Here is a 12,613-nt window from a genome sequence, read left to right as displayed (position 1 = left end):
GATCCTCCTTAAAATTCGATTTCATCACGTTTGGTTGCAGCGTTTAATACAGCGGCAAGGGCGAATGAGAACAGGAATACTGTAACGCCGATCGCCATACCATATCCGTAGGAGGAGTTCGTGTAAGCCTCCTGATACATATAGCTCAGGAAGACGCTGGAAGCTCCGTCCGGACCGCCGTTTGTCATCGCTTTTACAAACAGGAAGCTCATGTTGATCGTACTGATGACGAAGAAGGTGAGCGTTGTCCTGATATTTGTCCAGATCAGCGGAAGCGTGATGGAGAAGAACTGTGTCAGTCGTCCGGCTCCTTCCAGCTTGGCTGATTCGTAGAGGCTTTCCGGGATATTTGCCATACTGGCCATGTACATGACCATGTAATAACCGATCGCCTGCCATACCATAGCGATGACGATACTGTAGATAACCAGCTTCTGACTGCCCAGCCACAGGATCGGCTCATCCGCATTGCGAAACAGGTTCAAAAAAGAATTGAGAAGACCCTGAGTCGGATCGTAGATCGCGGAGAAGATCGCACTGATGACAACTACAGAAAGAATATTCGGGATATAAAACACAACCCGGAAGAAGGTCTGCCCTTTGAGTTTTTCGCGTGTAAGGACTGCGGCAAAGATGATCGCGAGGGCAAAGGTCACGATCGTCACAAGAACGATCAGAAGAATACTGTTCTGGAACGCCTGATAGAAGCGGTCGCTCTGGAACAGGGTAACGAAATTTTTAAGTCCCACGAACGTTTTTTCGGCAGTATAGCCGCCCCATTTGTACAGGGACATCCGAAATACATCGATGGTGGGGATGATCATAAAAATAATAAAGAGAATTGCTGCGGGAGCCAGGCAACAGAAAATAAAACGGCTCCTTCCCTTTTTCTTTGTCATAACATTTTCTCCTCTCTGATTCCGAAAAACGGACGGTGGTAACACCGTCCGTTTTCATTCTTCATCTTATAGATATGGGAATAGGATTATTTCAGAGCTGCGCGAAGTGCATCGCTGTCTTTCTTAATCTGCTCAACCCATTCGTCTTTTGTCTTATCTCCACTTACAAGAGAGTTGATCGGGTCAAAGAATGTAGTACGAACTGTTACGCCCTCTACCGGATCTGTCGTTGCGAATGCATCCATAACAGCAACTGCGCCGTCATCGTAGATGGAGTAGTAGATCTTTGCGTCACCCTCAAGCTTGTCAGCCATTCCCTGGATCGGCTGGATCGCTCCGCCGTCTTCAGCGAAGATAGTAGCTGCCTCATCAGAGTACAGGTAAGCGATGAACTGCTTTCCAAGATCTTTGTTTACAGCTCCCTTCGGCATCCAAACCTGCTCGAAGAATGTGTAGGAAGCTCTCTCGCCGCCTTCTGTCACTGCCGGAAGTGCTGTGAAGCCCCACTCGAAGCCATCTGCTCTCGGAGCGTCAGCCATCTCGCCGATTACCCAGTTTCCGTTCGGCATGAACAGAGCCTTGTTGTCAAGGATGAGCTGCTGGTTCTTGCGGAAGTCATTGTCGTTTGCATTTGCCGGTGTTGTTTTTTCTGTGTAGGAAGCAAGCTTTTCGATGATATCAAATGCAGCCTGAGCGCCCTCTGTATCCCATACGCCCTCGCCGTATTTCAGAGCTTCCTGGAAAGTGTCGTTGCCTGCTGCTTCATGAAGCAGTGCATAGAAGAATGCGTCGAAGTATCCGGCTGTCGGATAGGTGAACAGTGCGATTCCTTCTTCAGCGGCTGTATCGCCCAGTGTCCACATCTCATCCCATGTTGTCGGTACATCCCAGCCCTTTTCTTCAAAGAGACCCTTGTTGTAGAAAAGTCCGCATGGTCCGTAGAACATCGGCATCAGATAAGTCTTGCCGTCGCCGTACGGATTTGTGATGGAGTTCTCAACGAATCCCGGAAGGATTTTTTCTTTTACAGTCACGTCCTCGCCCGGAACTGTCATCTCGAGTACATCTGTCATTTCCTCAACGTTGTTGTCCTTTACAAATGTCTCTGTCAGAGCAGATTCTGATCCGACTGCACGCATGATCACGTCCGGATAATCGCCAGATTTCATTGCCGGAGTGATGATATCTTCCAGCTTCTTGTCGATCGTAAGCTCAACTGTTACGCCCGGGTTTGCTTCTTCGAATTTTGCACAGACATTTTTCCACATATCCTGTCCGTATGCAGTCTCCACAACTGCAACCTTCAGAGTCTGCTCTTCCTCAGCAGATGCCGGAACAGCCATTCCTGTTGCAAGACCAGCAGCCATGGAAGCTGTCAGTAACAAACTGGTGATTTTTTTTGCTTTCATACTTGTCCTCCTTTTGATTGAAAAACGCTCAAACAACTTTTGTTTCTGTCTCTATCATACATAGTTCTGCCGAAGTTTTCAAGCTGTATATTGTTCTAAAATTTAGAAATCTTGCTCTCATGCAGAAAAAAACCGATTTATTTCGACAAAGATATATCATATATGCCGAAATGGAGAATCGTTTATTCTTCAAAATATACAAAAAGAAAAGATGGTTTTGACAGAAATTTTATATTGTAACCATGAAAAGGCTCTGGTAAAATAAAATTATCATTTGGGCAAAGCAAGATTACTAAATGGAGATGCTATTATATGGGTATACGCAAATATCAGATAACCGGAGAGGAAGCGGGACCAAGGGCCGGGATTTTGACCTATGTGACGTACTCTGTGTATGAGGGCGAGTGGAAGAGCATCCGGCATACCCATCGGTTTGCGGAGCTGTTTTACGTGAAATCAGGAAAAGGAAAATTTGTTATTGAAGAAATAGAGTTTCCTATTATAAGGGGCGATCTGATCATCATAAATCCTGACGTAGAGCACACAGAGGTATCCCTGGAAGGGAGTGCACCGCTTGAGTATATCGCTTTGGGGATGGAACAGATGCGTTTCTCCTTCGGGGCCAGAGAGGAGCACTTTATGCTGGACTGTACATCTGTCCCCTATCCGGTCGGAATGTATTTTGACACAATTTTAAAAGAGGTAGAAGGCGAGGCTGCCGGCTATCAGAGAGTCTGCCAGAATCTCGCCGAGCTTTTGTGCCTGTATCTGAACCGCCTGATCGGTTCGGGAGCAGAGCAGATCGTATCGAGGGATGCGAGCAGAGAGTGCAGCAGGATGAAGCGCTATATTGATTCCAACTATCAGGAAGATATCACACTGGATTCTCTGGCGCAGATGGCGCACCTGAACAAATACTATTTTGTCCATGCGTTTACAAAATTTTATGGGCAGTCGCCTATGAGCTATCTGTCCATGCGGCGTCTGCAGATGAGCTGCGATCTTCTGAAAACGGCGGATTACAGCATAGCAGAGATTGCCCAGCTTTCCGGATTCTCTTCGCCGAGTTATTTTGCGCAGTGCTTTCGGAAAACATACGGGATGACTGCGGCCGCATACCGCAGGAAGCAGCGTGAGGAGAACAAAAAGAAAACATAAAGAAAACATAAAGCATCAGGAGCTGCCGGCTGGCCGCTTACAATCCTCTCTGTCTTCCGGGGAAGAGAAGAGATATTCCTGTTTCGGAGAATGTACTGAAAAAAATACAATATTTTTCCGGAAGAGCTCTTGCGCTTGCGGGAGCTTTCCTTTATAATATTGGCGTTGTGACATTGATAGCGTAGAAGCGCGAGGTTGCTGCAGCTTTAGAACTGCAGGTTTTCCGTGGAGCGAATGTCAAGTTATAAAACTGGCGACAAGTCACTGTACAAAATTTTAATGGTCCAAAGCAATCGGACACCGTGTAGATTGATGATACGCACGGGAGAGTGTACAGTCACCGCTTGTCGTACTGAAACAAAGTGCGAAAAGGAGGCGACTTTTTTTATGGCAAGTCAGGTAATGAGAATTACATTGAAGGCGTATGATCATCAGCTTGTTGATGCATCTGCAAAGAAAATTATCGAAACTGTAAAGAAAAACGGATCACAGGTGAGCGGACCAGTACCGCTTCCGACGAAGAAAGAGGTAGTTACAATCCTTCGTGCAGTACACAAGTACAAAGATTCCAGAGAGCAGTTCGAGCAGAGAACACACAAGAGACTGATCGATATCATTACACCGACCCAGAAGACAGTTGATGCACTGTCCAGACTGGAAATGCCGGCTGGTGTCTACATCGACATCAAGATGAAGCAGAAATAAGCATCACCCACTAAATCAGAAGCAAATCCTATCAGGTTGATATAGAAGCAACGTTAGTTCCACTTATATCATTCTCTGTTCACTAGGATGATCACCATGCGGTGATCCGCTGTAGAAAAACAGGAGGTAAAGGAATGAAGAAAGCGATTTTAGCAACAAAAGTCGGAATGACTCAAATCTTCAGTGATGACGGAGTTCTCACTCCGGTAACTGTTCTTCAGGCTGGACCGTGTGTAGTAACACAGGTTAAGACAGTTGAGAATGACGGTTACAGTGCAGTACAGGTTGGTTTTGTTGATAAGAGAGAAAAGCTGGTTGCAAAGCCGCAGAAGGGCTCTTTCGACAAAGCAGGCGTTTCTTACAAGAGATATGTAAGAGAGTTCAGACTCGATGACGCAGAGAGCTACGAGGTAGCTCAGGAGATCAAGGCTGATGTCTTCGCAGCAGGCGAGAAGATCGATGCTACAGCGATTTCAAAGGGTAAAGGTTTCCAGGGTGCGATCAAGAGACACGGACAGCACAGAGGACCGATGACACATGGTTCCAAGTATCATCGTCATGCAGGTTCCAACGGTTCCGCATCTGACCCGAGCAAGGTATTCAAGGGCAAGAAGATGCCGGGACATATGGGTGCAAAGCAGATCACAGTTCAGAATCTTGAAGTGATCCGCGTAGATGCGCAGAACAATCTTATTTTAGTAAAGGGCGCTGTTCCGGGACCGAAGAAAGCACTTGTAACGATCAAGTCAACAGTGAAGTCCGGCAAATAAGCCTGAATGCAGGAAAGGAGGAAGACACACATGGCAAACGTAGCTGTTTACAATATGGAAGGCAAAGAAGTTGGCACAATGGAGCTGAATGATTCAGTGTTTGGTGTGGAGATCAATGAGCATCTCGTACACATGGCAGTTGTGAACCAGCTTGCAAATAAGCGTCAGGGAACACAGAAAGCAAAGACACGTTCTGAAGTTTCCGGCGGCGGAAGAAAACCGTGGAGACAGAAAGGAACTGGTCATGCAAGACAGGGTTCAACAAGAGCTCCGCAGTGGACAGGCGGTGGAGTAGTATTTGCTCCGACACCGAGAGATTACTCTTTCCGTATGAATAAGAAAGAGAAGAGACTGGCTCTGAAGTCTGCACTGACATCCAGAGTACAGGAGAACAAGTTCATCGTTCTTGACGAGCTGAAGTTCGGCGAGATCAAGACAAAGAACATGAAGGCAGTTCTCGATGCACTGAACGTAAATAAGGCGCTCGTAGTTCTGGCTGACAATGATCAGAACGTAGTTCTCTCCGCAAGAAACCTTGAGGGAGTAAGAACAGCCCTGACAAATACGATCAATGTATTTGACATCCTGAAATACAACACAGTAGTGACAACAAAAGCTGCTGTAGAAGCAATTGAGGAGGTGTATGCATAATGGCAGATATTAAGTACTATGATGTCATTCTGAAACCGGTGGTTACAGAGAAGAGCATGAATGCTATGGCAGAGAAAAAATACACATTCCTTGTTCATACAGATGCAACAAAGAATCAGATCAAAGAAGCTGTTCAGAAAATGTTCGAAGGAACAAAGGTTAAGAGTGTGAACACAATGAACCTTGATGGAAAGAACAGAAGACGCGGTCTGGTAGTTGGCAAGACAGCAAAGACAAAGAAAGCTGTTGTAACTCTTACAGAGGACAGCAAGGATATCGAGATTTTCGAGGGCCTGTAAGACTTGGCGAAGCCGAGCCAAAGGCGAAGGGTGAGCCTTAGCTGAGCGAACCCACCCGTCCTGCTCGACGGGGCATATCTACTGCGAAGTAGGATAACTAATATCGAAAGGAGAAACATCATGGGAATTAAGACATATAACCCATATACACCTTCCAGAAGACACATGACGGGCTCTGATTTCTCTGAGATCACAAAGAGCACGCCGGAGAAATCTCTTCTGGTATCTCTGCAGAAGCAGTCTGGTCGTAACAACCAGGGTAAGATCACAGTAAGACACCGCGGAGGCGGTTCCAGAAAGAAATACAGAATCATCGATTTCAAGAGAAATAAAGATGGTATCCCGGCAACAGTAATCGGTATCGAATACGATCCGAACAGAACAGCCAACATCGCACTGATCTGCTACGCAGACGGTCAGAAGGCTTACATCCTTGCTCCGCAGGGACTCAAGGTGGGCATGAAGGTCATGAACGGACCGGAAGCAGAAGTACGTATCGGAAACTGCCTGCCGCTCTCCGAGATCCCGGTTGGTACTATGGTACACAACATCGAGCTTTATGCCGGACACGGCGGACAGATGGTTCGTTCCGCTGGTAACGGCGCACAGTTGATGGCTAAGGAAGGAAAGTACGCAACACTGAGACTTCCGTCCGGTGAGATGAGAATGGTTCCGCTCAACTGCCGTGCTACAGTTGGTGTAGTAGGAAACGCAGAGCACAACCTGATCAACATCGGTAAGGCTGGTAGAAAACGTCACATGGGTATCCGCCCGACTGTCCGCGGTTCTGTAATGAACCCGAACGACCATCCGCATGGTGGTGGTGAAGGTAAGGCCGGCATCGGACGTCCAGGTCCATGCACACCGTGGGGCAAACCGGCACTCGGCTTGAAGACAAGAGCGAAGAAGAAAGCTTCTAACAAGCTGATTGTAAGAAGAAGAGACGGAAAAGCGATCAACTAATGTTTGAATATATAAGGAGGTAACCAATGGCTCGTTCACTGAAAAAAGGACCTTTCGCTGACGAAAGCTTACTGAAAAAAGTAGATGCCATGAACGCAGCAGGAAATAAGCAGGTAATCAAGACGTGGTCACGTCGCTCCACAATTTTCCCGCAGTTCGTAGGTCATACGATCGCCGTTCATGACGGAAGAAAGCATGTTCCGGTATATATCACAGAGGATATGGTTGGACACAAGCTCGGAGAGTTCGTAGCAACCAGAACATACAGAGGACATGGAAAAGATGAGAAGAGATCCGGCGTAAGATAATCCGCGCGGAATTGATGTGAAGCGGAGGCGGTACCTGCCAGGCGGGTACCGGGGAAACCTTCGCGGTGTAAAATTTGAAAGGAGGCTACATCCAATGGCTAAAGGACATAGATCCCAGATCAAGAGAGAGAGAAATGCTCAGAAGGATACGAGACCGTCAGCTAAGTTATCATATGCACGTGTTTCTGTTCAGAAGGCATGTTACGTTTTGGATGCCATCAGAGGTAAAGATGTACAGACAGCACTCGGTATTGTAACATACAACCCGAGATACGCTTCTGAACTGATCGCAAAATTATTAAAATCAGCTATCGCAAACGCTGAGAATAATAACGGAATGAATGTTGAGAACCTGTACGTAGAGGAGTGCTACGCAAACAAGGGACCGACAATGAAGAGAGTCAGACCGAGAGCACAGGGAAGGGCTTACAGAATCGAAAAGAGAATGAGCCACATCACAATCGTGCTTAATGAGAAATAAGGAGGACAATCATGGGACAGAAAGTTAATCCACACGGTCTTAGAGTTGGCGTAATTAAAGACTGGGATTCCAGATGGTATGCAGAAGCTGATTTCGCAGACTGCCTCGTACAGGATCACGAGATCAGAACATTCCTGAAGAAGAAATTATACAGCGCAGGTGTCTCCAAGATTGAAATCGAAAGAGCATCTGATCGTGTTAAGGTGATCATCTACACAGCTAAGCCGGGCGTTGTGATCGGTAAGGGCGGTGCAGAGATCGAAAAGCTCAAAGCAGAGCTTCAGAAATTCATTGACAAGAAACTGATCGTTGATATTAAAGAGATCAAGAGACCGGATAAGGACGCTCAGCTCGTTGCAGAGAACATTGCAGCACAGCTTGAGAACCGTGTTTCCTTCCGTCGTGCTATGAAATCTACAATGAGCAGATCCATGAAGGCAGGCGTGCTTGGTATCAAGACTTCTGTATCTGGACGTCTCGGCGGCGCTGATATGGCACGTACAGAGTTCTACAGCGAAGGAACTATTCCGCTTCAGACACTGAGAGCAGATATCGACTACGGCTTCGCAGAGGCAGATACAACTTACGGCAAGGTTGGCGTAAAGGTTTGGATCTATAAGGGCGAGGTACTTCCATCTAAAAAAGAAGGGAGCGATAAATAATTATGTTAATGCCGAAGAGAGTAAAACGTCGTAAACAGTTCCGCGGTTCCATGAAAGGAAAAGCGTTAAGAGGAAATACAATTTCTTACGGTGAATTCGGTCTTGTGGCTACAGAGCCGTGCTGGATCAGATCCAACCAGATCGAGGCAGCCCGTATTGCGATGACACGTTATATCAAGCGTGGCGGTAAAGTCTGGATCAAGATTTTCCCGGATAAACCAGTAACAGCGAAACCAGCAGAAACACGTATGGGTTCCGGTAAAGGAACGCTGGAGTACTGGGTAGCAGTTGTAAAACCAGGTCGTGTAATGTTCGAGCTTGCAGGAGTTCCTGAAGAAGTTGCTCGTGAAGCATTGCGTCTTGCTATGCACAAGTTACCTTGTAAATGTAAAATCGTTTCTCGTGCAGACTTAGAAGGCGGTGATAACAGTGAAAATTAATAAGTATGTGGAAGATTTAAAGAACAAATCAGCTGCAGAATTAAATGAAGAATTAGTAGCTGCTAAGAAGGAACTTTTCAATCTGAGATTCCAGAACGCAACAAACCAGCTCGATAACACAAGCAGAATCAAAGAGGTTCGCAAGAACATCGCCAGAATTCAGACAGTTATCACAGAGAAGGCAAACGCCTAAATCGCAGCTCAGGTTGAAAGAAAGGAGAATTTTCCGTGGAGAGAAATCTTAGAAAAACCCGTACGGGTAAGGTTGTCAGTGACAAAATGGATAAAACGATCGTTGTTGCAGTAGAAGACCACGTAAGACATCCGCTTTACAAAAAGATCGTAAAGAGAACTTACAAGCTGAAAGCTCATGATGAGAACAACGAATGCAATATCGGAGATACAGTAAAAGTTATGGAGACAAGACCGCTGTCTAAGGACAAGAGATGGAGACTTGTCGAGATCGTAGAAAAGGTTAAATAATTAGGAGGTATATCGGCATGGTACAGCAGGAAACCAGACTGAGAGTTGCTGATAATACTGGTGCGAAGGAGCTTCTCTGCATCCGTGTTATGGGCGGTTCTACAAGAAGATATGCAGGTATTGGCGATATCATCGTTGCTTCTGTTAAAGATGCAACGCCAGGTGGTGTTGTTAAAAAGGGCGATGTTGTAAAGGCTGTCGTAGTTCGTACAGTAAAAGGCGTTCGCCGTAAAGACGGTTCATACATCAGATTTGATGAGAACGCAGCAGTTATCATCAAGGATGATCTGAATCCGAGAGGAACTCGTATTTTTGGACCAGTAGCCAGAGAGCTTCGTGATAAGAAGTTTATGAAGATCGTATCTTTGGCTCCGGAAGTATTATAAGGAGGGCCACAGGAATGCAGAAGATCAAAACGGGCGATACAGTAAAGGTGATCGCAGGTAAGGATAAAGGAAAAGACGGCAAGGTTCTGCACGTAAAGGACGGCAAGGTTCTCGTTGAGGGGATCGGCATGGTGACAAAGCACACAAAACCGTCAGCAGCAAACCAGCAGGGCGGCATCGTAAACAAAGAGTCCTTTATTGATGCTTCCAACGTTATGCTCCTTCACAAAGGACAGCCGACACGCGTTGGTTTCAAGGTAGAGGGAGACAAGAAAGTCCGCGTAGCAAAGGCTACAGGCGAAGTGATTGACTAATTGAGAGAGGAGGTCGCACAAGTTGAGTAGACTGAAAGAAGTTTATCAGAATGAGATCGTAGATGCTATGATCAAAAAATTTGGATATAAGAATATTATGGAAGTGCCGAAGCTTGACAAGGTTGTCATCAACATGGGTGTTGGTGAGGCTAAGGACAATGCTAAGGTTCTGGAATCTGCTGTAAAGGATATGGAGACAATTACCGGCCAGAAGGCAGTTCTCACAAAGGCAAAAAATTCCGTTGCTAACTTCAAGATCAGAGAAGGTATGGCGATCGGATGTAAGACAACACTGCGTGGCGAGAAGATGTATGACTTCGTAGACCGCCTGATCAATCTGGCGCTGCCGCGTGTACGTGACTTCAGAGGTGTTAACCCGAATGCTTTCGACGGCAGAGGTAACTATGCACTTGGTATCAAAGAGCAGCTCATCTTCCCGGAGATCGAGTACGACAAGATCGACAAGGTAAGAGGTATGGATGTTATCTTCGTTACAACAGCAAAGACAGACGAAGAGGCACGTGAGTTACTGAGACTGTTCAACATGCCGTTTGCGAAATAACAGGAGGGAAATTTCATGGCAAAGACAGCAATGAAAATCAAACAGCAGCGCAAACAGAAATTCTCCACAAGAGAATATACACGCTGCAGAATCTGCGGACGTCCGCACTCTGTACTGAGAAAATACGGCATCTGCCGTGTATGCTTCCGTGAGCTGGCTTACAAGGGTCAGATCCCGGGTGTAAAGAAAGCCAGCTGGTGACCTAGAGCACTTAATGAATGCAAGCCGCAAGGCGCAGCATGAATTTAGTGCGAAGGTCGTTCGAAGGAACTTAGCGATTGGCGAGCCGTAAGGCGACGCCAGAGCTTAGTGAATCGAACTTCCTTGACCTAACGAATGCAAGCCGCAAGGTGCAGCATGAGTTTAGTTGAGCGAACATACCCGTTTTTTAGGAAACGGGTATTCAGCCCCCAAAAGGTAATAAATAGCAAATATATAAATGACGTGAAAAGTCTGAATTATTAGGAGGAAACTATCATGACAATGAGCGATCCGATCGCAGATATGCTTACGCGTATCCGTAATGCAAACACAGCAAAGCATGACACTGTAGACGTACCAGCTTCCAAGATGAAGATTGCTATCGCAAACATTCTTCTGGATGAGGGGTACATCAAGAAATATGATCTGGTAGAGGATGGCGTATTCAAGACCATCCACATCACACTGAAATACGGTGCTGATAAGAATGAGAAAATCATCACAGGTCTGAAGAAGATCTCCAAACCGGGTCTTCGTGTATACGCAGGCAAGGACAATCTTCCGAAGGTACTTGGCGGACTGGGTATCGCAATCCTGTCTACAAACCAGGGCGTTATCACAGATAAAGAAGCTAGAAAGCTTCAGGTCGGCGGCGAGGTTCTGGCGTTCGTTTGGTAGGCCCCGTTGGCATTGAACACTTGGCGAAGCGTAGCGAGTCTGGTGTAAAAGCCCGAACATACCCGGCTACCCGTATTAAGCAAGCATGTCGTGTCATGCAGGTCACAGACCGCTCGCGTTGCGAGTTGTCCGCTGCACAGCAGCTTTCGTCTGTGACTCACTGGGCGTCCCGCCCATCCACAAAACAGTCACCAGTCTGCTGCAAGTAAACTTGCGCAGCCTGCTTTCCTGTTTTGTCGCATGACTGGACTGTTATACTGAAAACAGAGCGACCGCCAGTGTCGCTCCGAAAATCTAAGTAAGGAGGAAAAAGGCATGTCACGTATTGGAAGAATGCCAGTAGCAATCCCGGCAGGCGTTACTGTAGAGATTGCCGAGGGTAACAAGGTTACCGTAAAAGGTTCAAAGGGAACACTTGTAAGAGAGCTCCCGCAGGAAATGGAAATTAAGATCGAAGATGGTCACGTAGTAGTTACAAGACCGAACGATCTGAAGAGAATGAAATCTCTCCACGGACTTACAAGAACACTGATCCATAACATGATCGTTGGCGTAAGTGAAGGCTATACAAAGACACTTGAGGTAAATGGTGTTGGTTACAGAGCTCAGAAGAGCGGTAAGAAGCTGACGCTGGCTCTTGGATATTCTCATCCGGTAGAGATGGAGGATCCAGAGGGAATCGAGACAAAGGTTGATGGAAACAAGATCGTTGTTTCAGGTATCAGCAAAGAGAAGGTTGGCCAGTACGCTGCCGAAATCAGAGAAAAGAGAAAACCGGAGCCGTATAAGGGCAAGGGTATCAAGTATGCTGATGAGGTGATCAGACGTAAGGTTGGTAAGACCGGTAAAAAATAAGTAAGGAGAGTGTGAAGAATGGTTAGCAAAGAATCAAGAACTAAAGTTCGTTTGAATAAGCATAAAAGAATTCGTAATCGTTTCAGCGGCACTGCTGAAAGACCGCGTCTTGCTGTGTTCAGAAGCAATAATCATATGTACGCACAGATTATTGATGACTCCGTTGGAAACACTCTGGTAGCTGCAAGTACACTTCAGAAAGATGTAAAGGCAGAACTGGAGAAGACCAACAACGTTGATGCAGCAGCTTATCTTGGAAAAGTAATCGCAGAGAAGGCACTGGAGAAGGGAATCAAAGAGGTTGTTTTCGACAGAGGCGGATTCATCTACCAGGGCAAGGTAAAAGCACTGGCTGAGGCTGCGAGAGAAGCTGGACTGGAATTCTAAGA

Annotated in this window: 21 protein-coding genes; 19 read left to right on the top strand and 2 right to left on the bottom strand. The window is 46.4% G+C overall.

Features of this window, described 5'->3' with window-relative positions; all coding sequences use genetic code 11:
* Window positions 1-8: 8 nt before the first annotated feature.
* Both QOX44_RS14585 and QOX44_RS14580 read right to left on the bottom strand, forming a co-directional pair.
* Entirely contained in the window at window positions 9-899 is an 891-nt protein-coding gene (locus QOX44_RS14585; protein WP_283684132.1) for a carbohydrate ABC transporter permease, read from the bottom strand.
* Window positions 900-985: 86 nt separating this feature from the next.
* Window positions 986-2,308: a carbohydrate ABC transporter substrate-binding protein gene (locus QOX44_RS14580; protein ID WP_283684131.1), complete on the bottom strand. Its 1,323-nt coding sequence runs from the start codon at window positions 2,306-2,308 to the stop codon at window positions 986-988.
* A 312-nt stretch (window positions 2,309-2,620) separates the two neighbouring features.
* On the opposite strand from QOX44_RS14580, the gene QOX44_RS14575 reads away from it, so the two are divergent.
* From QOX44_RS14575 to rplR, 19 genes are all read left to right on the top strand, one after another.
* A complete protein-coding gene (locus QOX44_RS14575) occupies window positions 2,621-3,466 on the top strand; it encodes a helix-turn-helix transcriptional regulator (protein WP_283684130.1) in 846 nt (281 codons plus the stop codon).
* A 387-nt stretch (window positions 3,467-3,853) separates the two neighbouring features.
* Entirely contained in the window at window positions 3,854-4,171 is a 318-nt protein-coding gene (rpsJ, locus tag QOX44_RS14570) for a 30S ribosomal protein S10 (protein ID WP_176851700.1), read from the top strand.
* A gap of 134 nt (window positions 4,172-4,305) precedes the next feature.
* Window positions 4,306-4,941: a 50S ribosomal protein L3 gene (rplC, locus tag QOX44_RS14565; RefSeq protein WP_283684128.1), complete on the top strand. Its 636-nt coding sequence runs from the start codon at window positions 4,306-4,308 to the stop codon at window positions 4,939-4,941.
* A 30-nt stretch (window positions 4,942-4,971) separates the two neighbouring features.
* On the top strand, window positions 4,972-5,592 hold the full coding sequence (rplD, locus tag QOX44_RS14560) for a 50S ribosomal protein L4 (RefSeq protein WP_283684127.1): 621 nt from the start codon (window positions 4,972-4,974) through the stop codon (window positions 5,590-5,592).
* Entirely contained in the window at window positions 5,592-5,891 is a 300-nt protein-coding gene (gene rplW, locus QOX44_RS14555) for a 50S ribosomal protein L23 (protein WP_283684126.1), read from the top strand. The genes rplD and rplW overlap by 1 nt, the downstream gene beginning before the upstream one ends.
* 120 nt (window positions 5,892-6,011) lie before the next feature.
* A complete protein-coding gene (gene rplB, locus QOX44_RS14550) occupies window positions 6,012-6,854 on the top strand; it encodes a 50S ribosomal protein L2 (protein ID WP_283684122.1) in 843 nt (280 codons plus the stop codon).
* Window positions 6,855-6,880: 26 nt separating this feature from the next.
* On the top strand, window positions 6,881-7,162 hold the full coding sequence (rpsS, locus tag QOX44_RS14545; RefSeq protein ID WP_176851695.1) for a 30S ribosomal protein S19: 282 nt from the start codon (window positions 6,881-6,883) through the stop codon (window positions 7,160-7,162).
* 94 nt (window positions 7,163-7,256) lie between these two features.
* Window positions 7,257-7,643: a 50S ribosomal protein L22 gene (rplV, locus tag QOX44_RS14540; RefSeq protein WP_283684121.1), complete on the top strand. Its 387-nt coding sequence runs from the start codon at window positions 7,257-7,259 to the stop codon at window positions 7,641-7,643.
* An 11-nt stretch (window positions 7,644-7,654) separates the two neighbouring features.
* Window positions 7,655-8,305, top strand: coding sequence for a 30S ribosomal protein S3 (gene rpsC, locus QOX44_RS14535; protein ID WP_283684119.1), 651 nt, complete (start codon window positions 7,655-7,657; stop codon window positions 8,303-8,305).
* A 2-nt stretch (window positions 8,306-8,307) separates the two neighbouring features.
* Window positions 8,308-8,745 carry a 50S ribosomal protein L16 gene (gene rplP / locus QOX44_RS14530; RefSeq protein WP_283684117.1) on the top strand — a complete coding sequence of 146 codons (438 nt, stop codon included), beginning with the start codon at window positions 8,308-8,310 and terminating at the stop codon, window positions 8,743-8,745.
* Complete coding sequence (rpmC, locus tag QOX44_RS14525) at window positions 8,735-8,938, top strand: 50S ribosomal protein L29 (protein WP_120392493.1); 204 nt, start codon at window positions 8,735-8,737, stop codon at window positions 8,936-8,938. Before rplP ends, rpmC begins: the two co-directional genes overlap by 11 nt.
* Before the next feature lie 35 nt (window positions 8,939-8,973).
* On the top strand, window positions 8,974-9,228 hold the full coding sequence (gene rpsQ, locus QOX44_RS14520; protein WP_176850165.1) for a 30S ribosomal protein S17: 255 nt from the start codon (window positions 8,974-8,976) through the stop codon (window positions 9,226-9,228).
* A gap of 17 nt (window positions 9,229-9,245) precedes the next feature.
* Window positions 9,246-9,614, top strand: a complete 369-nt coding sequence (rplN, locus tag QOX44_RS14515; RefSeq protein WP_283684114.1) for a 50S ribosomal protein L14 — start codon at window positions 9,246-9,248, stop codon at window positions 9,612-9,614.
* A gap of 14 nt (window positions 9,615-9,628) precedes the next feature.
* Window positions 9,629-9,928 (top strand): 50S ribosomal protein L24, encoded by a 300-nt coding sequence (gene rplX, locus QOX44_RS14510; RefSeq protein ID WP_283684112.1) that lies wholly within the window; start codon window positions 9,629-9,631, stop codon window positions 9,926-9,928.
* 22 nt (window positions 9,929-9,950) lie between these two features.
* Window positions 9,951-10,490: a 50S ribosomal protein L5 gene (gene rplE, locus QOX44_RS14505; RefSeq protein ID WP_176850158.1), complete on the top strand. Its 540-nt coding sequence runs from the start codon at window positions 9,951-9,953 to the stop codon at window positions 10,488-10,490.
* Between the two features lie 15 nt (window positions 10,491-10,505).
* Window positions 10,506-10,691: a type Z 30S ribosomal protein S14 gene (locus QOX44_RS14500; RefSeq protein WP_176850156.1), complete on the top strand. Its 186-nt coding sequence runs from the start codon at window positions 10,506-10,508 to the stop codon at window positions 10,689-10,691.
* A gap of 276 nt (window positions 10,692-10,967) precedes the next feature.
* A complete protein-coding gene (gene rpsH, locus QOX44_RS14495) occupies window positions 10,968-11,369 on the top strand; it encodes a 30S ribosomal protein S8 (RefSeq protein WP_176850154.1) in 402 nt (133 codons plus the stop codon).
* 315 nt (window positions 11,370-11,684) lie between these two features.
* The gene (gene rplF / locus QOX44_RS14490) at window positions 11,685-12,224 is read left to right on the top strand and encodes a 50S ribosomal protein L6 (RefSeq protein WP_283684107.1); all 540 of its coding nucleotides are present in this window, start codon (window positions 11,685-11,687) and stop codon (window positions 12,222-12,224) included.
* Between the two features lie 18 nt (window positions 12,225-12,242).
* Entirely contained in the window at window positions 12,243-12,611 is a 369-nt protein-coding gene (gene rplR / locus QOX44_RS14485) for a 50S ribosomal protein L18 (protein WP_283684105.1), read from the top strand.
* Window positions 12,612-12,613: the final 2 nt, after the last annotated feature.

Origin of the sequence: Parablautia sp. Marseille-Q6255 (assembly GCF_951230155.1) — a bacterium.
Classification (GTDB): domain Bacteria; phylum Bacillota; class Clostridia; order Lachnospirales; family Lachnospiraceae; genus Choladousia.
Note: the sequence above shows the minus strand (reverse complement) of the source record. Positions and strands in the feature narration are given on the sequence as shown.

Excerpts from the sequence above, each read along its gene's own strand:
- QOX44_RS14585 (WP_283684132.1), bottom strand. The coding sequence starts at position 899 with ATGACAAAGAAAAAGGGAAGGAGCCGTTTTATTTTCTGTTGCCTGGCT.
- QOX44_RS14580 (WP_283684131.1), bottom strand. The coding sequence starts at position 2,308 with ATGAAAGCAAAAAAAATCACCAGTTTGTTACTGACAGCTTCCATGGCT.
- QOX44_RS14575 (WP_283684130.1), top strand. The coding sequence starts at position 2,621 with ATGGGTATACGCAAATATCAGATAACCGGAGAGGAAGCGGGACCAAGG.
- rpsJ (WP_176851700.1), top strand. The coding sequence starts at position 3,854 with ATGGCAAGTCAGGTAATGAGAATTACATTGAAGGCGTATGATCATCAG.
- rplC (WP_283684128.1), top strand. The coding sequence starts at position 4,306 with ATGAAGAAAGCGATTTTAGCAACAAAAGTCGGAATGACTCAAATCTTC.
- rplD (WP_283684127.1), top strand. The coding sequence starts at position 4,972 with ATGGCAAACGTAGCTGTTTACAATATGGAAGGCAAAGAAGTTGGCACA.
- rplW (WP_283684126.1), top strand. The coding sequence starts at position 5,592 with ATGGCAGATATTAAGTACTATGATGTCATTCTGAAACCGGTGGTTACA.
- rplB (WP_283684122.1), top strand. The coding sequence starts at position 6,012 with ATGGGAATTAAGACATATAACCCATATACACCTTCCAGAAGACACATG.
- rpsS (WP_176851695.1), top strand. The coding sequence starts at position 6,881 with ATGGCTCGTTCACTGAAAAAAGGACCTTTCGCTGACGAAAGCTTACTG.
- rplV (WP_283684121.1), top strand. The coding sequence starts at position 7,257 with ATGGCTAAAGGACATAGATCCCAGATCAAGAGAGAGAGAAATGCTCAG.
- rpsC (WP_283684119.1), top strand. The coding sequence starts at position 7,655 with ATGGGACAGAAAGTTAATCCACACGGTCTTAGAGTTGGCGTAATTAAA.
- rplP (WP_283684117.1), top strand. The coding sequence starts at position 8,308 with ATGTTAATGCCGAAGAGAGTAAAACGTCGTAAACAGTTCCGCGGTTCC.
- rplN (WP_283684114.1), top strand. The coding sequence starts at position 9,246 with ATGGTACAGCAGGAAACCAGACTGAGAGTTGCTGATAATACTGGTGCG.
- rplX (WP_283684112.1), top strand. The coding sequence starts at position 9,629 with ATGCAGAAGATCAAAACGGGCGATACAGTAAAGGTGATCGCAGGTAAG.
- QOX44_RS14500 (WP_176850156.1), top strand. The coding sequence starts at position 10,506 with ATGGCAAAGACAGCAATGAAAATCAAACAGCAGCGCAAACAGAAATTC.
- rpsH (WP_176850154.1), top strand. The coding sequence starts at position 10,968 with ATGACAATGAGCGATCCGATCGCAGATATGCTTACGCGTATCCGTAAT.
- rplF (WP_283684107.1), top strand. The coding sequence starts at position 11,685 with ATGTCACGTATTGGAAGAATGCCAGTAGCAATCCCGGCAGGCGTTACT.
- rplR (WP_283684105.1), top strand. The coding sequence starts at position 12,243 with ATGGTTAGCAAAGAATCAAGAACTAAAGTTCGTTTGAATAAGCATAAA.